A 20,634-nucleotide genomic window follows, 5' to 3' on the forward strand; every position below is an offset into this window, starting at 1 on the left:
AGTTTTCATGTATAGTACAGCTCCTTTCGTTTTTATAATGAAAGAATATCAATAAAAAGAGCTGTACTATATAAAAGTCATGTGAAGAAGCGTAAAAAAATCAAGGTAATTTTTTCTGGTATTCATTTCACAGAAGGAATCATAATCAAAGGGATAAGTCAGATACTTATCTTTAAGATAAGCAGCATGAGAAGATACAAGAAAGTCTATGCCAGCTAAAACATCAACAATCAAGTCATAAGAAGCAATGGAATAGGGAATCATATCTTCAATGAGAACTGCATGAGTAGAACCGCATTCAGGACATCTTAATCTTTGTATTGTGATTTTATGACTACGTTTAAAGAAATCAACATAGCGGCTATAAGATGCATGCGCACGGAGACCTCTGGAATTACATTTAGGGCATGATAGTTCATCGAAGTTCAGGGATCGAATAATTTTTTTATATTGATTTTCAGTAATATGCTTGATTTTAGATGAAAGTTTTATTATTATCATAGTGTTCTTATTGGACAGGATAAGCATTTCGGTGGCCAAACTTCGATGCTTATCCTTTTTTTCTTTCTATAGATTTATTGACCTTAAGAACATGATAAATGATTTATGAAATAAACAAAACAGATAGCAGAAAACTGCCCCTAAAAAGTTGACAGCATAAAAGCAAAGCCAGGAGTTCATACCCCTGACTTTTTCAAAGCTTGAGTAAACCCCAAGTCTATTTAGTTACTCAACGTTAATAGAGCTGGACTCCCTAGGGAGTCCTTTTTTCTTGCACTACTATACAAAAAAGTTATAATGAATAGAGAAAGAAAAGAGGTATACAATGAACAAGATCTATCAAATGAATGGATATCAACTCCACTTGATTTCATCTAAGAAATTTAAAGATATTACAATCTCTGTTCGTTTTAAAGGACGTTTTACAAGAGAAACAGTCACAAGTAGAAGTGTTTTAGGATTTTTAATGATCACTGGAACTATGAAGCATCCAACACAAAAGGACTTATCTAGAACACTAGAAGATTTATATGGTGCAAATCTTTCTGCTAATATTTCTTCAGCAGGTAAAGGTCATATTATTACTTTTAAGAATACATGTGTTAATCAGGAGTTCCTTCCTATCAATGAAAATCTACTCATTAAACAGGTAGATTTATTAAATGAATTATTAAATCATCCTTATATTGTAGATGAGCATTTCGATGAAGAAATGACTGAACTTAAGAAACAGGAAATCACATATCGTATTATGGCTGATATGGACGATAAAATGGGCTATGCCTTTGATCGTATGGTAGATTATATGGGCAGAGGAAGCGTGCTAGGATTACGTTCTACAGGCTATATAGAGGATATGGAAAACATCAATGCTTATACTCTTGTAGAAACATATAAAGATATGATTCAAAATGATGATAAGCATGTTTATGTAGTAGGGGATATAGATGAAAGTATTATCTCTATCTTCAAAGAAAAGCTACAGTTCCCAGAAGTGAAACATGATCCTTATCCTAGTGCCTATATGTATCAAAATGATCGTAAACATCTTTTAGATATTATTGAAAAACAGGATATCGTCCAGTCTAAGCTCATTATGGGATATAAGGCAAACTGCTGTACCTTAAGTGAAAATACAGCTGCAATGAGTGTATTTTCTAATTTATTAGGAGGTTATTCTCAATCTAGACTATTCCAGGTAGTCAGAGAAAAGAACAGCTTATGCTACTTTATTCATTCAAGTTATGATCCGATGAATGGTATTATGACCATTGCAGCAGGTATTGATATGAATAATTATGATAAGACTAAAGAGTTAATTGGAAAACAGATCAAAGACTTACAGATTGGGCATATCACTGATGAAGAATTATCAATGGTAAAGACAATGCTTATCAATGCATTATCTAAAGTAGATGATGATCCTGATGCCATTATCTCATTCAACTGGAGAAGAGATATTATTAATAGTCAGGATACTATTGAAGATAAACAGAATGCGATTAAAAATGTCACAAAAGAAGATGTCATCAAATGTGCTCAAAGTATAGAATTAGATACCATCTATTTCTTAACTGGAAAGGAGTTCTATGAAGAAAACTTATTATCCAACAATTAAAGAAACACTCTATCATGAAAAGATGAGCAATGGACTTAATGTCTATTTGATGCCAAAAGATGGCTTTACTAAGACATATGGTTTGTTTTCAACACGTTTTGGTTCTATTGACCGTAGCTTTGTTCCTCTAGGAGAAACAGATTTAATCACAGTACCTGATGGTGTCGCTCATTTTCTAGAACATAAAATGTTTGATATGGAAGATGGAGATGCATCTGAAAAGTTTGCTGCACTTGGTGCGAGCAGTAACGCCTTCACTTCTCATAGCCGTACTGCTTATTTGTTCAATACAGCTGCAAATGTTGATGAATGTACTGAATTATTATTAGATTTCGTTCAGGAACTCAATGTTACATCTGAAAGTATTGAAAAAGAGAAGGGCATCATTAATCAAGAAATAGGCATGTATAATGATGATCCTGACTGGCGTGGTTATTTTGGTGCCATCAGCAACCTTTATCATAATCATCCTGTTAGAATTGATATTGCAGGTACTGTTGAAACAGTGGCAGAAATTGATTATGACATCTTACAAAAGTGCTATCATACATTCTATCATCCATCGAATATGATGTTATTTGTGTCAGGAAACTTTGATCCAGAACACCTCATGTCTATTATTAGAGATAATCAGGCAAAGAAAGATTTCAATGATATGCCACCAATTGTAAGAGGGGATCATAATGAACCAGAAACCATCTTTAAAGCTTATGAAGAAAATGAGATGGATGTTACTATGACTAAGGTCAATGTTGCAATAAAAGTCAACAATGTGCCTGAATCACCTGAAGAAAAACTCAAAAGACAACTTTCATTCTATATTTTCATGGATATGTTATTCTCTAAGAGCAGTGATTTAAGAGATGAATGGACTAAGAAGGGACTCATCAATGATTCTTTCTTCACTAACTTCTCACAGGAACGTGATTTCTCTCATATTATTTTTGCAGGAGATAGTCCTAAACCTGAGGAACTTGTATCTCATATACATAAACTTATTGAAGATATTCCTCATATGACACTGGATGAAGAAGCATTCAATAGAATGAAAAGAAATAATATAGGAACTCTTATTGGCTTCTTCAATTCTATTGAAACAATTGCTTCATTATTTAGCCAGTACTATTTAGAAGGTATTAATTTATTTGATCTATTTGAGGCCTATCAGGCTCTTACTATCGATGACATTAAAAATATTTTACCTCTATTTTGCAAGGATTTAACATCTAATTTTATTGTCAGACCACTTAAGGATAACGCCTAGATGTTGACTAAAAAGGTGCTTATGCTATAATGGTGGTGACCTGAGAGTATATGGATTTCCTACATTTTTGATAAGGGAACCTGATTGTTAGAAAGACGGTGTTGAAGACCTGCTACGAGTAGGGATCCTAAAGTTTTTCACAAGGTGCCCACCTGTATTTAACAGGGATAATCAACGCCTCTTAGGTCTTTTCGTTTGTTTAAATTATACAGGAGGTCGTTATGGCTATTGATCAGAAACTCATCGATGAAATTAATGCACTTGCTCATAAAAAGAAGACAGTAGGTCTTACACCTGAAGAACAGGTTCGTCAGCAGAAGCTTAGACAAAAATACCTAAAAGAATTTAGAAGAGGCTTTGAACAGCAGCTTCAGAGTATCAAAGTTGTTGATGCAAATGGTAACGATGTCACTCCTGCAAAAGCAAGAATGCATAAAAAAGTAAATTAGACAGTCTTTGTGAAAAGATTGTCTTTTTTATTGCGTAAAAAATGGTTTACACATCAATAAAATTATGTATAATGATGGTGATTAGGAGGTACTCGAAATGGATTCGAATTTATCGATCGCTACAATAAGATCGCTTTGTATTGACATGATCAATAAGGCAAATTCTGGTCATCCAGGTATGGTTCTAGATGGCGCACCTGCTTTATACACATTGTTTACTAAGGTGATGAACATAAATCCCTCTTTGTCTAGTTGGCAAAACAGGGATCGCTTTGTTCTTGCAAGTGGTCATGCTAGTTCTTTACTTTATGCTTTATTACATCTTTCTGGTTATGATTTAAGTCTTGATGATTTAAAACAGTTCAGACAGTGGCAGTCAAAAACACCTGGACATCCAGAAATCACTATCACAGATGGTGTAGATGCATCTTCAGGACCTTTAGGTCAGGGGGTTCCTACAGCCACAGGTATGGCAATTGCTGAAAAGTTCCTTGCAGAAAAGTACAACAAGGAAGATTGTTCAATTGTTGACCATTACACATATGTATTATGTGGTGATGGTGATATGCAGGAAGGTGTGACTTATGAAGCATCGTCTCTTGCTGGTCATCTTTCATTAGGTAAGTTAATTGTTATCTATGATGCCAATGAAGTAACACTTGATGGTCCTCTTTCATATTCATTCAGTGAAAATGTAAAGAAGAGATATGAAGCAATGAATTGGCAGGTTATCGAAGTGGCTGATGGTAATGACATTCAAGCTATCAACCATGCATTAAAGCGTGCTAAGAAAGAGTTATTCAAACCATCTATTATCATCATGAAAACTGTTATTGGTTATGGTTCTTGCAACCAGGGAACTAATAAAGTTCATGGTTCACCTCTAGGTGAAGAAGACGGTAAGAATGCTAAGTTATCTTATGGATTTGACCACGATCCTTTCTATGTTCCTGAAGAAGTTTATGCTGATTTCAAGAAGAACGTAAAAGACCGTGGTACAAGAGCATATAAGAAATGGTTAAAGACTGTTGAAGAATATGCTGAAAAGTATCCAGAAGAATATAAAGAATATAAAAATGCTATTGAAGGTAATTATCATTTAGATATTACAGAACTTCAAAAGGAATTCAAACCAGGTTATACAGAAGCAACTCGTAATATTTCTCATAGAATTATTCAGGAAGTGGCTATGCAGAACCCTACATTCTTATCTGGTACTGCAGATCTATCTTCATCTACTAAGACATCAATCCAGGGTGAAGGAAGATTTAGCTGTGAAAACTATACTGGAAGAAATGTATATTTTGGTATCAGAGAATTCGCAATGGTGTCTATCATGAATGGTATGACATTACATAAGGGTGTTAAGATTTCAGCAGGGGGCTTCTTAGTATTCAGTGATTACTTTAAAGCAGCCTTAAGAATGGGTTCTTTACAGGAATGTCCAATCATTCTTCCATTATCACATGACTCTATTGCAGTTGGTGAAGATGGTCCTACACATCAGCCTGTTGAACAGCTTGCAATGCTTAGAAGCAGTATTGATGTTGAGGTATTACGTCCAGCTGATGCGAATGAAATGCTTGCATCTTGGAAGATTGCTGTTGAAACAAAGAACATGCCAGTCGCATTAATTCTTACTAGACAGCCAGTAGAAAACCTTACAAATTCTACTTATGAAGATGTATTACATGGTGCTTATATTGCTAGAAAAGAATCTGGTGACTTAGAAGGTATCATTATCGCTTCTGGTTCTGAAGTGGGTCTTGCTATTCATGCACAGGAAGAATTAGAAAAACAGGGACATTCAGTACGTGTTGTTTCTATGCCTTCAATGAACTTGTTTGATGCACAGAGCGACGAATATAAGGAATCCGTTTTACCAAATAGTTGCAGAAAGCGTCTTTCTGTAGAAATGTTATCTGATTTTGGATGGCATAAATATGTAGGTTTAGATGGTAAGACTATGGGTGTTGATACTTTTGGTGCGAGTGCTCCAGCAAGCAAAGTCATTAAAGAATATGGTTTTACTGTAGAAAACGTAGTAAAAGAATACAATTCATTATAAAAACAACTAAAAAGAGAGGGTATCTTAGGATATTCTCTCTTTAATTAGTGCTAAAACACTAAAACAATTTACAAACATAATCTAGTTTGATATAATTATTTAACGTTAACGGAGGTATTTACAATGGTAGCAGGATATATTATTACTACAATTATTGGTGCTCTTGTTGGATTCTTCTTTGCAAGATGGATGTTCAAGAGAGAATTAAAGAAAAACCCACCAATTTCAGAAAAAATGATTCGTGCTATGTTTATGGAAATGGGACGTAAACCTAGCGAAACTCAGATCAAGAGAATCATGAAAAGTGTCAATGATCAGTATAAATAAGGGATAATACCCTTATTTTTATTTAATATGAAAATTACAATTACGAGACATTCTAAAACGCTTTGGAATAAAGAAAAAAGACTTCAGGGATGTAAAGATTCTCCTTTAAGTCCTGAAGGCATGGACAATATTCTTGCATTAAAAGAACATATCAAGAATAACCATTATGATGCTATTTATTCTAGTCCTATTAAGCGTGCCTATGATACTGCAAAACTCTTGTTTGATGAGCAGCCCATCATTACTGATGAACGCATTAGAGAAATGAACTTTGGAATATTAGAAGGACAGAAAATTAATGAAATTCCAGAGGAATATAAGAAAACTTATCATGATTTATGGTGTCATCCTGAAATATCCAATGGTATTCCAGAAGGGGAAACCTATGATGAAATTGAAGAAAGAGTTAAAGACTTCTTAAATAATCTTGTAAAGAAGCCTTATGACAACGTATTTATTGTCACTCATGGATTCTGTTTTACTATTATTATGGCCACTATCATGAACCTTGAAAGAATTGACTATATTAAAGTCAATAGTCCTGTTGTGGATGGCTGTTCTGAAACAATTGTGGATTATAGTAATGGCGAGTTTAGTGTCGAAGTTTATGGAAATAATGATTTCCTTCCACACCAGTCAAATGAATCATTTTCTAAATAAATAAAGTCAAATGGCTAAAACCATTTGACTTTATTTTCTGTTCCTTCTTTTATTCTTATAATATTTGCACGATGTCTATAGACAATAAGTGCGACAACACATATATTAGTAATGATTCCAGTTGTAGAATATCCAATAAATGGTGATGCAATGAGTACAGCTGTTGCACCAAGGATACTAGATAAAGATACATACTTAGTTGTCTTTAATGTAATTAAGAATACCACAACTGCGATAATAAAACCATATATATTAGTCATTAATGTATAGGCGATTGCACTTGATACAGCCTTACCACCCTGGAAATTCGCAAAGATAGGATAACAATGACCAATCATACAAAATAGTGCACATGGATAGATAATATTTGCTGAAATACCAGATACTTTCGCAATCCATCCTGTTAATAGGATAGTAATGATACATTTTGTTGCATCAAGTAAAATAACTGTCATTCCGGCTTTTTTGCCTAGTACTCTTCCTGCATTGGTACCACCTAGATTATGTGATCCATATTGACGAACATCAGTATTATAAAACACTTTACCAATTACTAATGCAAAAGGTATTGAACCATATAGATAACTTATTAATAAACAGATGATTATAACTAAATATTTCATCGACTCACCTCACAAAAATTCATTATACATAAATACTACAAAAAATCAAACTTTCCTAAAAAAACCTTTTTGTGTTATACTGGTCAAGTTGAGGAGGTATGCTCATGTCAAATACACATTATGATGAATCCGATATTCAAATATTAAAGGGGCTAGAAGCCGTAAGAAAAAGACCAGGAATGTACATTGGTTCAACTGATTCTCGTGGTTTACACCACCTTGTATGGGAAATTGTTGATAACTCTATTGATGAAGCCATTGCTGGTTATGGTAAGAAGATCACAGTTACATTACATAAAGACGATAGCGTGACGGTCGAAGATGAAGGCCGTGGTATGCCAACAGGTATTAATAAAGAAACAGGAAAGCCAACTACAGAAGTTATTCTTACTGTATTACATGCAGGTGGTAAATTCTCTGAAGATGGTGGTTATAAAACTTCAGGAGGACTACATGGTGTAGGTTCTTCTGTCGTCAATGCGTTAAGTGAATTCTTAGAGGTGACTGTCCATCGTGATGGTGTGATTCACACACAGCGCTTTGAAAATGGTGCTACAAAAATTGGAAAGTTAAAAAAAGTAGGAAAAACTAATAAAACAGGTACTATTATTCATTTTAAGCCTGATGCATCTATTTTCTCTACCACAACATTTAGTTTCCAGACAATTAGTGAACGACTCCGTGAAGATGCATTTTTATTAAAGGGAATGACAATAGAACTTATTGATGAACGTACTGATAAAGATGAAACATATCAGTATGAAAAGGGCTTAGAAGAATTTATTGACTGGATCAATAATGATAAAGAAGCTGTTTCACCTATTATTTCTTTTGATGATACCAATAATGAAATAGAAGTAGAAATTGCGATGCAGTTTACACAAAGTTATCAGGAAAATATTATTTCGTTTGTTAACTTAGTACGTACTGGAGATGGAGGTACACATGAAGTAGGATTCCGTTCTGGTTTAACTAAAGTATTTAATGAATATGCAAGAAAATATGCTTTATTAAAGGCAAAAGATAAGAATCTTGAAGGTAGTGATGTACGTGAAGGATTGAATGCAATTATTTCTGTTAAGATTCCAGAAAAGTATCTTCAGTTTGAAGGTCAGACCAAATCTAAGCTTGGTTCTCCTATTGCCCGTAATATTCTAGAAAATGTGACTTTTGAACGTATTACTTATTTCTTAGAAGAAAATAAAGATATTGCAGAGAAACTGATTGAAAAGATGATCAAGGCAGCTAATGCAAGACAGGCAGCGCGTAAAGCTAAGGAGCAGGCAAGAAAAGGTAAGAATAACCGTGAAGCAAAATTCTTAAGTGGTAAGTTAGCACCTGCACAATCCAAAAATAAGCGTAAGAATGAATTATATCTTGTCGAAGGGGATTCTGCCGGAGGTAGTGCAAAACAGGGAAGAGACCGTAAGTTTCAGGCTATTCTTCCACTTCGTGGTAAAGTTATTAATACAGAAAAAGCCACACAGGCAGATATTTTAAAGAATGAAGAAATCAGTACAATGATTAATACAATAAATGCGGGTGTAGGTGCTGATTTTAATGCGGATGATAGTGCTTATGATAAGATTATCATCATGACCGATGCCGATACTGATGGGGCACATATCCAGATCTTATTGCTTACATTCTTCTATCGTTATATGCGTGGTTTGATTAAAGCAGGTAAGGTTTATATTGCCATGCCACCTCTTTATAAGGTTTCTAAGAAGTCTGGCAAAAAAGATAATGTTATTTATTGCTGGGATGAAAAGGATTTAGAAGCCGCTCGTAAGAAAATGGGAAGAGGCTATGATGTACAGCGTTACAAAGGTCTTGGTGAAATGAATGCAGAACAATTATGGGAAACAACTATGAACCCTGAAACTCGTACTCTTATTCAGGTTACTATTGATGATGCAGCAATTGTAGAAAGAAGTGTCTCTGTATTAATGGGTGATAAGGTACAGCCTAGACGTGAATGGATTGAAAACAATGTACAGTTCTCATTAGAAGATAGCTTCTTTATGGAAGGATAGGTGATCAAACATGACAGAAAAAAATATTATTATGTCCTTAGAGGATATCATGGGTGACCGCTTTGGACGTTATTCTAAATATATTATCCAGGATCGTGCATTACCTGATGTAAGAGATGGATTAAAACCAGTACAAAGAAGAATTTTATATGCTATGTGGAAGGAAGGAAATCTTCCTACTAAGCCATATCGTAAGTCAGCTAAGACTGTTGGTACAGTTATTGGTAATTATCATCCTCATGGTGATTCTTCTGTTTATGAAGCGATGGTCCGTTTATCACAGGACTGGAAGATGCGTATGCCTTTAGTAGATATGCAGGGTAATAACGGGTCTATTGATAATGACCCGGCTGCTGCCATGCGTTATACTGAAGCACGATTAGCACCAATTGCGTTAGATTTAATTAAAGATATAGATAAAGAAACAGTGCCGATGGCACTTAACTTCGATGATACAGAATATGAACCAACTGTATTCCCGGCTAAGTATCCAAACCTATTAGTCAATGGGGCCACAGGTATTTCAGCTGGTTATGCCACTGATATTCCTCCTCATAATTTAGAGGAAGTGATTGATGCTACTATTTACCGTATTAAACATCCTCATTGTTCATTTGATGATCTTCATCAATTTATTAAAGGGCCTGATTTTCCAACAGGTGCTATAGTTGAAGGTGCAAGTGATATTGCGACAGCCTTAAGAACTGGTCGTGGAAAGGTTGTTGTCCGTTCACGTTATAAAATTGTTGAACAGAAGAATATCAATCAGATTCTTATTACAGAAATTCCTTATGAAGTGAATAAAGCTGAACTTGTAAGAAAAATGGCTGAAATTCAGTTTAATCGTGATATTGATGGAATCATTGAAGTCAGAGATGAATCTGACCGTAATGGATTATGTATTGCAGTAGATTTAAAGAAAGATGTTGATGCAAGAAATACATTAAACTACTTCTTTAAAAATACAGATTTGCAGAAGAACTATAACTATAATATGACTGCAATCAAAGATAAGCGTCCAGTACTTATGGGTATTGAAGATATTCTTGATGGATATATCAAGCATGAATGTGAAGTCGTTACTAAGCGTTCTATTTTTGATCTTAATAAAGCACAGGAACGTGAACATATTGTAGAAGGGCTTATTAAAGCTATTTCTATTCTAGATGAAGTTGTAAAAACAATTCGTGCATCTAAAGATAAGTCAGATGCAAAAGTGAATTTAATGAATGCTTTTGGCTTTACTGAAAGACAGGCTGAAGCCATTGTAACTTTACAGCTTTATCGTTTGACAAATACTGATATTGTATCCTTAGAAAATGAACAAAAAGAATTACAGGCTCTTATTGAAAGCTTAAATGCGATTTTAAATAGTGAAAAAGTATTAAGAAAAGTAATTATAAATGAGTTAAAAGAGATTAAGAAGAAGTATCCAACACCTCGTCTCACTGAAATCAAAGATGAAATCATGGATACATCTGTCAATCAGCAGGCAATGATTATTTCTGAAGATGTATATGTTTCTATTACACGTGACGGATATTTCAAAAAGATTTCTACACGTTCTTATAAAGCATCTGATGAAAATACATTTGGTAAGAAAGATACGGATATGCTTGTTGACCTATTTGAAGCCAATACACTCGATGTTATTCTTTCATTTACTAACAAGGGTAACTATTGTTTTGTCCCTGTTTATAAGTTAGAAGACTTCAAGTGGAAGGATCTAGGCAAACATCTAAGTTATTTAATTAAATTAGGTAATGATGAGAAGATTATTGGTAATATTCTTGTGAAATCATTCGATTTAGACCAGTATGTTGTCTTATCAAGTAAGAATGGACAAATTAAACGCGTAAGTATAAAAGACTTTAATGTCAGCCGCTTCTCTAAGCCATTAAAGTGTATGAACTTGAAAGACAATGATGAATTAGTGAGTGTTGATATCAGTGATGGAACAAAGGGTATTATTACTGTCACTAAAGCAGGATATGGTACTTTATATAGTGAAGATGAAATATCTGTATTAGGTGTAAAAGCAGGTGGTGTAAAGGGTATTAATATGCGTGATGATGAAGTGGCCTTTATGTGTGTCTTTGATCCTTCAGTTGTCTCTTCTTTATTACTTATTTTAAACCCAACACATTTCAAACGTATACATATCAGTGATATTCCAGCATGTCATCGTGCAACAAAAGGAACATTACTATTTAAGTCATTAAAGACTAAACCAACTAAAATCTTTACTGGATTCATATCTAATCCACAGAATGAATTTATAGTTAAGAGTGGTACAGAAACAATGAAGATTGTATCTAAAGATATTAGCTTTGGTGCACTAAGTGCTAAGGCCAATACTTTAAAACAATGTCCATTTGACTTTATTGATGATGTACATCTCACTCGTTCTATGATTATTGAAGAACATGTACAAAAGAAATTAGAAGAAAATAAAGTAGATCTTACAATTAAAGATCCAAATCTCTTTGATGAAATGGAAGGGGACCCTGATACTGAGTTTGAATTCATTTCAATGGATGATTATCTTGATGAAAAGTAGGAAATATCCTTGCTAGCTCTATGTAATTGACTAAAAATAGTGTAAAATGACCTAAGAAAAGGAAGGTATATATGACAGAAATAAGATGTTATGGATGTGGCGCCATCATTCAAAGCGCTGATATAAAAAAGCCTGGCTATGTGCCAGAATCTGCTTTAAGCAAGGAAAAGATTCTTTGTCAGAGATGTTATAAATTAATGCATTATCATCAGAAGATGGAATCTCATTTAACTAAAGATGATTTCTTACATGTTTTACAGACTGTAGGAGAAAAAGATTGTTTAGTTGTTTATATCGTTGACTTATTTGACTTTAATGGTTCTCTTGTGCCTGGTCTTATGCGTCATATTGGATATAATGATGTACTTGTACTAGCGAATAAGAGAGATATCTTACCTAAGTCTTTAAAGGAACATAGACTTAATACATGGGTAAGAAGACAGTTCAAGGAATACGGTATCAAGCCTCTTGATGTAGTTATTACAAGTGGTAAGAAGAATATGAACTTTGATGAAATCTTTGATAAGATTGATGAATACCGTCACGGCCGTGATGTATATGTTGTAGGTATTACTAATGTTGGTAAGTCTACATTTATCAACCGTATGTTGAAGAACTATTCAGATGCATCTAATCTTATTACTACAAGTGAATTCCCTGGTACCACTCTTGATTTAATCAAGATTCCTCTTGATGATCATTCATCTTTATATGATACTCCAGGTATCATGAATGAACATCAGTACACATCTGTTGTAGATGAAAAGGATTTGGCTTATATTATGCCTCAGGGCGAAGTAAAGCCAATGATATACCAGTTGAATGATGATCAGTCAATCTTCTTTAGCGGTCTTGCAAGAATTGATTATACAAAGGGAGATAAAGGAAACTTCATCTGCTACTTCTCTAGAAATATGCAGATTCATCGTACAAAGACTGAAAAAGCAGATGAATTGTTTGATAGACATAAGCAGTTACAGGTTTATGGACGTGCTTCATCAATGAAAGAAATGAAGGCTTATGAATTCACTTTACCAGAAGAAAAGCGTGATATTGTGATTTCTGGTTTAGGATTTATATGTATTCATGCACCTAAGGGTAAAATCAAGGTTTATGTACCTGAAGGTATTGATGTATTTATGAGAGAAAGTTTAATTTAGAGGATATATGAATGTTAAATAGTAAACAGAAGAAATTTTTAAGAAGCGAAGCACATGGCTTAAAGCCAATTTTTCAGGTTGGTAAAGATGGTGTAGGAGAAAAACAGATCAACAGCATCAATGATGCATTAAAGGCTAAAGAACTTATTAAAGTGAAGTTATTAGATACTTGCCCTGAAACAGTGAATGAAGTAGCTTTAGAAATCTCAATGGGTACTAAAGCAGATGTTGTTCATATTATTGGACATACAATTGTTTTCTATAAATCAAGTGAAAAAGGTATTTATAAGATCTAATGAATATTGGATTACTTGGTGGTAGTTTTGATCCTATCCATAAAGGGCATATAGAGATTGCAAAGGAAGCTTTATCTTTGCTTTCTCTTGATTCATTTTACTTCATTCCTACTAAAAACAACCCTTGGAAGGATAAACAGAATGCCCCTGGCGATAAGCGTAAAGAAATGATAGAGATTGCGATTCACCAGGAACCAAAAATGAGGGTTTGTACTATTGAACTTGATTCTACAAGTGATGAAAAGAATTATACAATTGATACGATTCATGCATTAAAAGAAATGTATCCTAATGATAATTTATATTATTTAATGGGTATGGATCAGGCTATGGCGTTTGAAAAATGGAAAGAAGCTAAAGAAATATCAGAATTAGTCCAGCTAGTCGCCTTTAATAGAGGTGGTTATCCTACAGCTCATCCTAATTTAGAGACATATCACTTTGTTAAGATGGATAATGTAGAAATCACAGCATCTAGCACAGAAATTAAAGAAGGGGCATTAGATATGCTTGATAAAGATGTGCTTAGATATATTTCTCAAAATGGCTTATATCTTGATACAATGATTAGAAATAGAATGAAGGAAAAACGCTATAAGCATACTCTAAGTGTCGCTTCTCTCACAAGAGATTTCTGTAAAAGCAATGGCATTGATCCTCTCAAAGGCTATATTGCCGGTATGATGCATGATGTTGCAAAAGAAATGCCTCATGATCAGGCTAAAAAATTAATGAAGAAGCATTATGCTTCTCATTTAGATCAGCCTGAACCTATCTGGCATCAATGGCTCTCACGTTATGTATGTGAGAATGAATTTCTTATCAGTGATGAAGAAATCTTAAAAGCCATTGAAGATCATACAACAGCTTCTACATCTATGAGCCTTCTTGGAATGTGTTTATATTGTGCTGATAAGTTAGACCCTTTAAGAGGTTATGATTCATCAGAACAGATTACTCTATGTAAACATGATATTGAAGCAGGATTTAGAAACTGTCTGACTGATTTTTATGAATTTTCCACAAAGAAGCATCGTCCAATCGACCCATGTTTCTTTGAAGTTTATGATAAATATGTAAAAGGAGTTAATAATGACTAAAGTAGAATGTATTGTGAAAGCAATGGACGATAAATTAGCCCAGGATATTGTGGCAATCAATATGGAGAACGCCTCTCCTTTATATGACACATTTATTTTATGTACTGCATCTAATAAACGTTTATTAAATGCGATTCAGGATAATGTAGTTGACCAGTGCGAAAAGAACGGTTTTGAAATCAAGAGCATAGAAGGCCGTGGTAATGCGGAATGGATTCTTATTGATGCAGGTGATGTAATCTGTCATATCTTCTCTGAAGAAGCACGTAAAGAATATAACTTAGAGAAGTTATGGAGTGATATGCCTACTATTGATATCAAGGAGTATCTTGCATAATGGCTGCCTATAAAGAGTTTTCTTATTATTATGATTCTTTAATGGACCCAGACTTCTATTCTGAATATTTAAAATTCATTCATGAACATGCTAATCTTAAAACAATATTAGAACTAGGATGTGGAACTGGATTAACTGCTATTGAACTTGCGAAAGAAGGTCATCAGGTTCTAGCCACTGATTTATCTGAAGATATGGTAAACATCACTGCCTTAAAAGCTAAGGATGAAGGTGTTGAACTTCTAACTGAAATGATTGATATGTGTGATTTTGCCTTATCTCAGCCTGTAGACACTATTCTTTGTTTAACAGATGCAATTAACTATGTTTTAAGCAAGAAGAAAGTACAAGATGTCTTTAATAATGTTTATGAAGGTTTAAAATATAATGGAACATTTATTTTTGATGTGAACAGTCTATATAAATGTAATGTGATCTTAGATGATTATCATGAAAAGAATGAAGATGAAGATTTCTTCTTCTCATGGGATGTAGAAAGTGATCACAAAGGTGTTATTACCCATCATATTATTATTGACGAAGATGGTCATCATGTTGATGAAACACATCGTCAAAAAACACTTCCTGTAGATGAGTATGTCAAAATGCTTAAAAAAGCAGGATTTAAGTCAATCGCGTATTATAGTGATTTTGGTGAATACAAGGAAGAGTGTGAACGTATTATATTTGTAGTAAAGAAAGTGAGGGATTAACATGTTAGGTATTATTGGTGCAATGGAAGAAGAAGTCAATGAAATACTTGCTTTAATGAATGTTGAAAAAGAATACCAGGAATGTAATTATCATTTTTATGAAGGTTTATTAGGAAAAAAAGAAGTTGTAGTTGTCCAGGGTGGTATTGGTAAAGTCAATGCAGCTATTTCAGCTACTCTTTTATTAAAGAACTTTGATATTGATCATGTCATCAATGTTGGTTCCGCAGGTGGACTTGATTTAAAAGAAAACGTCGGAGATGTTATCATCAGTGAAAAGGTAGCGCATCATGATGTCGATGTCACTGCTTTTGGACGTCCATATGGACAAGTACCTGATATGCCTCTTTACTATGAAGCTGATGTGACACTCGTTTCTTATGCAAAAGAAATCTTTGAACATAATGGCTTAACAGTATATAGTGGTCTTATTGTCTCTGGTGATCAATTTGTTGCAAGAAAAGATCAGGTTGATGCAATCAAAGAATACTTCCCTGATGCATTATGTTCTGAAATGGAAGCTGCAACAGTAGCTCAGGTATGTACAGTCTTTAATAAACCATTTATTATTGTACGTGGATTAAGTGATATTTTTGATAAAGGCAGCAGTTCTATCCAGTTTGATCAATATCTTAAGGAAGCTGCAAAGTCATCAGCACGTATGTGCTATGATTTAGCTCAAAAACTTGTATAAATGAATAGAATTGAATTATTGGCCCCTGCAGGTGATTTTGAGTCTCTGCAGGGCGCTATTGCGAATGGCGCTAATGCGATTTATCTTGGAACAACTGCCTTTTCAGCACGAGCCTTCGCTAAGAACTTTAATCTAGAAGAACTAGACCAGGCTATACAGTATGCACATCTAAGAAATGTAAGAATATTTGTAACTGTTAATACACTATATCAAGATGATGAAATGAAAGATGTTCTTTCATTAATTGATAGTTTATATGAGTTACAAATAGATGCACTTCTTATTCAAGATATTGGCTTATTAAAGCTCGTTCATGAAAGATATCCTGATATGGAACTTCATACTTCTACTCAGATGAGTGTGATGTCATTAGAGGCATTACGTTATTTTGAAGATCTAGGTGTTAAAAGAGTCGTTCTTGCTAGAGAAAATACCATTGATGAAATTAAATATATCTGCTCTCATACAGATTTAGAAATAGAAGTATTTGCACATGGTGCATTATGTGTGGCTTATTCTGGACAGTGTTTGATGTCTAGTATGATAGGTAGAAGAAGTGGTAATAGAGGCGCCTGTGCACAGCCATGCCGTTTACCTTATAGTTTAGAAGAAGATGGCAAAGTGAATGATACAAGCTATCTCATGTCTACAATGGATTTATGTACATCTGATCATATTAATGAATATATTGAAGCAGGCGTTGCTTCTTTAAAGATAGAAGGGCGTATGAAGCGTCCTGAATATGTGGCTGCAGTCACTCAGGTTTATTCTAAAGCTATTAAACATTATTATGAGAATACACCTAACTATACAAAAGAGAACTTCAATGATATGAAACAGATGTTTAATCGCCATTATACATCTGGTTATCCATTTCATGCTGATAAAATTGTAGATGAGACATTTTCAGGTAACCAAGGCGTTTTCTTAGGTTATGTTAAAGGATATGACTACCGTAGTAAACGTGTCTCTATAGCCCTAAAAAATGATTTAACGCAGGGTGATTCTATTGTCTTTACAGAAATAGATAAAGGAAGACCTGTCAATAAGATTTATTATCAAAATAAGCTCATCAATAAAGCAGAAGCAGGCATGAATGTTCAGATTGAGTTTGATGATGTAGTGAAGGGTGGAACTGTTAATAAGACAATCAGTGTAGATACAATTAACCGTATGCAGAAAACATATCAGGAAGAAAAGAAATATCGAAAGATTGATATGTCCTTTAAAGCATCTCTTAATAAGCCTTGTACACTTGTTGTAAAATGTGATGATGAAGAAGTATCTGTAGTAAGTGAACAGATCATTGAAGAAGCATCAAAGCGTGCTGCCACTAAAGAGAATATCATTGATCATCTCAATAAGCTTGGTCATACTGTGTATGAAGCAAATAAGATTGATGTAGAGTTATATGGTGAATTATTTATACCTATCACAATCATCAATAATATGCGTCGTGAGGCGCTTTCTAAACTAGATGCATTATTTACCTTTAAGAAGCACCACAACGCTCCTATTAAAGAAATACAGCCTCTTAAAGTCATTCCACAAAGTGTATCTGAGTATCATGTAGTAGTTTCTAATATAAAACAGTTAGAAATTGCCTTAAGAGATTATGATCATGTATATTACTACTATAATGCAGATCTAAAAGAAGCATTAGAATGCTTCAAAAAATATGATAAAGTACCTAATCTTTATCTACCTCGTATTATGCATGATAAAGATATACAAGAAGTCATTCACAATCCTTTATTGAAAGAATTCAATACATTAATTGTCAATGACTTTGGAAGCTATAGATTATTAAAAGAGCATCCTCTTATTATTGGTCAGGGATTTAATATTTATAACCATTATGATGCTTATGCATTTAAAGAACCAGTCATTGCATCATTTGAATGTACAAGAAAACAGATTAAACAGATGAAGGATTATAATGCTGATCTTATTTTACCTATCTATGGTAAAACAGAGAATATGATCAGTGAACATTGTGTCATTTCACAATCTTATTTCCATAAGAAAGTACCACATTGTGGTATGTGCAAGAAACATTCTTATAAGATTGTAGATAGAAAAGGTGTTCCTTTTGATATCTTTACTGATGATCAATGTCGTAATCATATACTACATAATGAACCAATCTATGTAGAAAACCATCAATCTCTAAATATTTCATATTTTATTATGTTGACTACAGAAGATGAAAATGCGACTGTAACCGTTTTAGAAGACATAAAAAAACGTACTTCTAAAGGGAAAAAAAGTGATTTAAAGAAGCCTTATGTAGTAGGATATTTCAAATAACATTTTAGATAAAATCTATATTTTTCATAATTCCTAAATTGCCACCTTTATTTTTTTGTGTTATAATAAACCCCAGATAGAAATGGGGAGGTAAACTTATGGCATTAGATATGGATCTCGCTAAACGTCTAAAAACTTATAGAACTTTTAAGAACTTAACACAAAAAGAAGTTGCTGCACATCTTAATGTACCTCATTCTGCAATTTCAGATATTGAAAATGGTAAAAGAGATGTAACAGTAGGGGAATTAAAAGTTCTTTCACGCTTATATGGACGTAGTGTTGAAGAAATCATGAGTGGCAAGAAATATGACTACTATAATATTGCGAATATTGCTAGATTATTATCTGAATTACCAGATGAAGATCTAAAGGAAGTCATGTTCATCATTGAATATAAGAGAAAAAGATTAGAAGAAAAATAGTATTTTTTAAAGGGAGATAGTTCGCTATCTCCCTTATTTCATATTCTTTACAATCTTTTTGAAGTCATCAAGTATTACCATACCTTCTTCAAGAACTTCCTGGTTACAGATATGATGATCTAGACTATCATAATAGATGACATTAAATGGTTCTGTCTCCACAATAGCATATGTTCCATAACCATAGTTTCCTCGATTGATCATAGCACTACCAGGATTCACAAAAGTGATTCCTTCATGAATCTGAATCGTAGGCACATGTGTATGTCCATGAAAACATATCGTGCAATGATTTTCTTTACATGCTTGTATAAGTTCATCATAGCCTGTATAGACATGATAATCATTACCATGGGTCACAAATATATCTTTGTAAACTACATAGTGAGGAAAGACTTCTTCGTCATGATTTCCATGTACAACTATATCATAATCTTTAAGTAATGGATCATCTGGAAGGAGAGAGGAATCTCCACAATGTACCAATAAATCCACCTTGTTTTTCCATTTATTTGTGATATTTTCTAATATATCGTTATACATATGCGAATCGCTTACGACTAATATCTTCATTTTAACCACCTCTAAAATATTATAAATTAAATTTATAGCCTTTTGAATATCATTTTTTGTATTATGCTAAAAAAAACTTTTGGGTAAGTGTTTACATCATGGCTAAAAATTAGTATAATTAATATAGAAATTAGAAAAGGAGTAATGACAATGAAAACAATTTTATTAGTATGTTCTGCAGGTATGTCTACTAGCTTATTAGTAACTAAAATGGAAGCCGCAGCTAAGGAACAGGGAGTTGAAGCAAAAATCTTCGCTTTACCATTCTCTGATGCACCTAGAGTGCTAGAAGAAGTTGACTGTATCTTACTTGGCCCACAGGTTAGATTCCAGAAAGCTGCAATCGAAAAATTAGCTGCTTCAAGAAAAGCTGGTGCTATCCCTGTTGACGTTATCGATATGAGAGATTACGGAACTATGAACGGTAAGGCTGTTCTTGCTACTGCTCTTAAATTATTAGGTGAATAACATAAACATAAGAGAGAAGGAATCATTCCTTCTCTTTTTTTGATATTACAATCAATTAAAATTACTTTTAAAGGCTATTATTTAGTCTAAGCATATTTTTACACTTTTTATTTATCTTTTTACTTAGTTTTGCTATAATGTTTAAAAATTTATGAAAACGGAGGATTCGACTGTGAAAAAAGGTATTATTACTGTAGTTGGAAAGGACCAGGTAGGTATTATCGCAAAGGTATGTACTTATCTTGCTGAGAATGATGTAAATATTTTAGATATCTCTCAGACTATTGTACAAGGTTATTTCAATATGATGATGATTGTCAATCATGATGCTTCTAGCAAAGCATTTAATGACTTAGCAGATGAACTTGCTGCTTTAGGTAAAGAAATTGGTGTTGATATTAAAATTCAGCATGAAGAAATCTTTAATATGATGCATAGATTATAAGGAGATG

21 protein-coding genes and 1 other RNA gene are annotated in these 20,634 nt (G+C 33.6%); 19 read left to right on the forward strand and 3 right to left on the reverse strand.

From position 1 onward, the window contains the following. Window positions 1–66: 66 nt before the first annotated feature. Window positions 67–501 carry a DUF6431 domain-containing protein gene (locus tag EAI80_RS06455; RefSeq protein WP_129981386.1) on the reverse strand — a complete coding sequence of 145 codons (435 nt, stop codon included), beginning with the start codon at window positions 499–501 and terminating at the stop codon, window positions 67–69. 325 nt (window positions 502–826) lie between these two features. Between EAI80_RS06455 and EAI80_RS06460 the strand changes: the two genes are divergently transcribed. From EAI80_RS06460 to EAI80_RS06490, 7 genes are all read left to right on the forward strand, one after another. Beyond that, window positions 827–2,119, forward strand: a complete 1,293-nt coding sequence (locus EAI80_RS06460) for a pitrilysin family protein (RefSeq protein WP_129981387.1) — start codon at window positions 827–829, stop codon at window positions 2,117–2,119. Further along, window positions 2,091–3,383, forward strand: a complete 1,293-nt coding sequence (locus EAI80_RS06465) for a pitrilysin family protein (protein ID WP_129981388.1) — start codon at window positions 2,091–2,093, stop codon at window positions 3,381–3,383. Before EAI80_RS06460 ends, EAI80_RS06465 begins: the two co-directional genes overlap by 29 nt. 34 nt (window positions 3,384–3,417) lie before the next feature. Next, a non-coding RNA gene (ssrS, locus tag EAI80_RS06470) (6S RNA) lies at window positions 3,418–3,575 on the forward strand. 29 nt (window positions 3,576–3,604) lie between these two features. Continuing rightward, window positions 3,605–3,832, forward strand: a complete 228-nt coding sequence (locus tag EAI80_RS06475; protein WP_022424391.1) for a DUF896 domain-containing protein — start codon at window positions 3,605–3,607, stop codon at window positions 3,830–3,832. A 97-nt stretch (window positions 3,833–3,929) separates the two neighbouring features. After that, window positions 3,930–5,900 (forward strand): transketolase, encoded by a 1,971-nt coding sequence (gene tkt / locus EAI80_RS06480; protein WP_129981389.1) that lies wholly within the window; start codon window positions 3,930–3,932, stop codon window positions 5,898–5,900. A gap of 123 nt (window positions 5,901–6,023) precedes the next feature. Then, complete coding sequence (locus EAI80_RS06485; protein ID WP_006506632.1) at window positions 6,024–6,227, forward strand: YneF family protein; 204 nt, start codon at window positions 6,024–6,026, stop codon at window positions 6,225–6,227. A gap of 27 nt (window positions 6,228–6,254) precedes the next feature. Next, complete coding sequence (locus EAI80_RS06490) at window positions 6,255–6,887, forward strand: histidine phosphatase family protein (protein WP_129981390.1); 633 nt, start codon at window positions 6,255–6,257, stop codon at window positions 6,885–6,887. A gap of 14 nt (window positions 6,888–6,901) precedes the next feature. Here the strand turns inward: EAI80_RS06490 and plsY are convergent, their stop codons facing one another. Then, window positions 6,902–7,510, reverse strand: a complete 609-nt coding sequence (plsY, locus tag EAI80_RS06495) for a glycerol-3-phosphate 1-O-acyltransferase PlsY (protein ID WP_022424388.1) — start codon at window positions 7,508–7,510, stop codon at window positions 6,902–6,904. 104 nt (window positions 7,511–7,614) lie between these two features. On the opposite strand from plsY, the gene parE reads away from it, so the two are divergent. The 10 genes from parE to EAI80_RS06545 all read left to right on the forward strand — a co-directional run bounded on the left by parE (window position 7,615) and on the right by EAI80_RS06545 (window position 19,141). Next, window positions 7,615–9,546 (forward strand): DNA topoisomerase IV subunit B, encoded by a 1,932-nt coding sequence (gene parE / locus EAI80_RS06500; protein ID WP_129981391.1) that lies wholly within the window; start codon window positions 7,615–7,617, stop codon window positions 9,544–9,546. A gap of 10 nt (window positions 9,547–9,556) precedes the next feature. Then, window positions 9,557–12,106: a DNA topoisomerase IV subunit A gene (gene parC, locus EAI80_RS06505; protein ID WP_129981392.1), complete on the forward strand. Its 2,550-nt coding sequence runs from the start codon at window positions 9,557–9,559 to the stop codon at window positions 12,104–12,106. A 71-nt stretch (window positions 12,107–12,177) separates the two neighbouring features. Continuing rightward, on the forward strand, window positions 12,178–13,266 hold the full coding sequence (yqeH, locus tag EAI80_RS06510) for a ribosome biogenesis GTPase YqeH (RefSeq protein WP_129981393.1): 1,089 nt from the start codon (window positions 12,178–12,180) through the stop codon (window positions 13,264–13,266). 11 nt (window positions 13,267–13,277) lie between these two features. Beyond that, window positions 13,278–13,562: a ribosome assembly RNA-binding protein YhbY gene (gene yhbY / locus EAI80_RS06515; protein ID WP_129981394.1), complete on the forward strand. Its 285-nt coding sequence runs from the start codon at window positions 13,278–13,280 to the stop codon at window positions 13,560–13,562. Then, window positions 13,562–14,662 carry a nicotinate-nucleotide adenylyltransferase gene (locus tag EAI80_RS06520; RefSeq protein ID WP_129981395.1) on the forward strand — a complete coding sequence of 367 codons (1,101 nt, stop codon included), beginning with the start codon at window positions 13,562–13,564 and terminating at the stop codon, window positions 14,660–14,662. Before yhbY ends, EAI80_RS06520 begins: the two co-directional genes overlap by 1 nt. Further along, window positions 14,655–14,999, forward strand: a complete 345-nt coding sequence (gene rsfS, locus EAI80_RS06525) for a ribosome silencing factor (RefSeq protein ID WP_129981396.1) — start codon at window positions 14,655–14,657, stop codon at window positions 14,997–14,999. The genes EAI80_RS06520 and rsfS overlap by 8 nt, the downstream gene beginning before the upstream one ends. Next, window positions 14,999–15,712, forward strand: coding sequence for a class I SAM-dependent methyltransferase (locus EAI80_RS06530; protein WP_129981397.1), 714 nt, complete (start codon window positions 14,999–15,001; stop codon window positions 15,710–15,712). Before rsfS ends, EAI80_RS06530 begins: the two co-directional genes overlap by 1 nt. Before the next feature lies 1 nt (window position 15,713). After that, the gene (locus EAI80_RS06535) at window positions 15,714–16,406 is read left to right on the forward strand and encodes a 5'-methylthioadenosine/adenosylhomocysteine nucleosidase (RefSeq protein ID WP_129981398.1); all 693 of its coding nucleotides are present in this window, start codon (window positions 15,714–15,716) and stop codon (window positions 16,404–16,406) included. Next, entirely contained in the window at window positions 16,407–18,716 is a 2,310-nt protein-coding gene (locus tag EAI80_RS06540) for a U32 family peptidase (protein WP_129981399.1), read from the forward strand. A gap of 98 nt (window positions 18,717–18,814) precedes the next feature. Beyond that, complete coding sequence (locus tag EAI80_RS06545) at window positions 18,815–19,141, forward strand: helix-turn-helix transcriptional regulator (protein WP_006506644.1); 327 nt, start codon at window positions 18,815–18,817, stop codon at window positions 19,139–19,141. 33 nt (window positions 19,142–19,174) lie between these two features. Here the strand turns inward: EAI80_RS06545 and EAI80_RS06550 are convergent, their stop codons facing one another. Beyond that, window positions 19,175–19,714 (reverse strand): YfcE family phosphodiesterase, encoded by a 540-nt coding sequence (locus EAI80_RS06550; protein ID WP_129981400.1) that lies wholly within the window; start codon window positions 19,712–19,714, stop codon window positions 19,175–19,177. A 150-nt stretch (window positions 19,715–19,864) separates the two neighbouring features. On the opposite strand from EAI80_RS06550, the gene EAI80_RS06555 reads away from it, so the two are divergent. Continuing rightward, the gene (locus EAI80_RS06555; protein WP_055234226.1) at window positions 19,865–20,182 is read left to right on the forward strand and encodes a PTS sugar transporter subunit IIB; all 318 of its coding nucleotides are present in this window, start codon (window positions 19,865–19,867) and stop codon (window positions 20,180–20,182) included. 172 nt (window positions 20,183–20,354) lie between these two features. Continuing rightward, a complete protein-coding gene (locus tag EAI80_RS06560) occupies window positions 20,355–20,627 on the forward strand; it encodes an ACT domain-containing protein (protein ID WP_275055504.1) in 273 nt (90 codons plus the stop codon). Window positions 20,628–20,634: the final 7 nt, after the last annotated feature.

It is taken from the genome of Catenibacterium sp. co_0103, from assembly GCF_004168205.1.
In the GTDB taxonomy this organism is placed as follows: domain Bacteria; phylum Bacillota_I; class Bacilli_A; order Erysipelotrichales; family Coprobacillaceae; genus Catenibacterium; species Catenibacterium mitsuoka_A.

Bases quoted from the DNA above. Each gene is read 5' to 3' on its own strand.
- yhbY (WP_129981394.1), top strand. From the start codon at position 13,278: ATGTTAAATAGTAAACAGAAGAAATTTTTAAGAAGCGAAGCACATGGC.
- EAI80_RS06545 (WP_006506644.1), top strand. From the start codon at position 18,815: ATGGCATTAGATATGGATCTCGCTAAACGTCTAAAAACTTATAGAACT.
- EAI80_RS06490 (WP_129981390.1), top strand. From the start codon at position 6,255: ATGAAAATTACAATTACGAGACATTCTAAAACGCTTTGGAATAAAGAA.
- EAI80_RS06460 (WP_129981387.1), top strand. From the start codon at position 827: ATGAACAAGATCTATCAAATGAATGGATATCAACTCCACTTGATTTCA.
- EAI80_RS06465 (WP_129981388.1), top strand. From the start codon at position 2,091: ATGAAGAAAACTTATTATCCAACAATTAAAGAAACACTCTATCATGAA.
- parC (WP_129981392.1), top strand. From the start codon at position 9,557: ATGACAGAAAAAAATATTATTATGTCCTTAGAGGATATCATGGGTGAC.
- EAI80_RS06535 (WP_129981398.1), top strand. From the start codon at position 15,714: ATGTTAGGTATTATTGGTGCAATGGAAGAAGAAGTCAATGAAATACTT.
- EAI80_RS06455 (WP_129981386.1), bottom strand. From the start codon at position 501: ATGATAATAATAAAACTTTCATCTAAAATCAAGCATATTACTGAAAAT.
- yqeH (WP_129981393.1), top strand. From the start codon at position 12,178: ATGACAGAAATAAGATGTTATGGATGTGGCGCCATCATTCAAAGCGCT.
- rsfS (WP_129981396.1), top strand. From the start codon at position 14,655: ATGACTAAAGTAGAATGTATTGTGAAAGCAATGGACGATAAATTAGCC.
- EAI80_RS06540 (WP_129981399.1), top strand. From the start codon at position 16,407: ATGAATAGAATTGAATTATTGGCCCCTGCAGGTGATTTTGAGTCTCTG.
- plsY (WP_022424388.1), bottom strand. From the start codon at position 7,510: ATGAAATATTTAGTTATAATCATCTGTTTATTAATAAGTTATCTATAT.
- tkt (WP_129981389.1), top strand. From the start codon at position 3,930: ATGGATTCGAATTTATCGATCGCTACAATAAGATCGCTTTGTATTGAC.
- EAI80_RS06485 (WP_006506632.1), top strand. From the start codon at position 6,024: ATGGTAGCAGGATATATTATTACTACAATTATTGGTGCTCTTGTTGGA.
- EAI80_RS06550 (WP_129981400.1), bottom strand. From the start codon at position 19,714: ATGAAGATATTAGTCGTAAGCGATTCGCATATGTATAACGATATATTA.
- EAI80_RS06555 (WP_055234226.1), top strand. From the start codon at position 19,865: ATGAAAACAATTTTATTAGTATGTTCTGCAGGTATGTCTACTAGCTTA.
- parE (WP_129981391.1), top strand. From the start codon at position 7,615: ATGTCAAATACACATTATGATGAATCCGATATTCAAATATTAAAGGGG.
- EAI80_RS06530 (WP_129981397.1), top strand. From the start codon at position 14,999: ATGGCTGCCTATAAAGAGTTTTCTTATTATTATGATTCTTTAATGGAC.
- EAI80_RS06520 (WP_129981395.1), top strand. From the start codon at position 13,562: ATGAATATTGGATTACTTGGTGGTAGTTTTGATCCTATCCATAAAGGG.
- EAI80_RS06475 (WP_022424391.1), top strand. From the start codon at position 3,605: ATGGCTATTGATCAGAAACTCATCGATGAAATTAATGCACTTGCTCAT.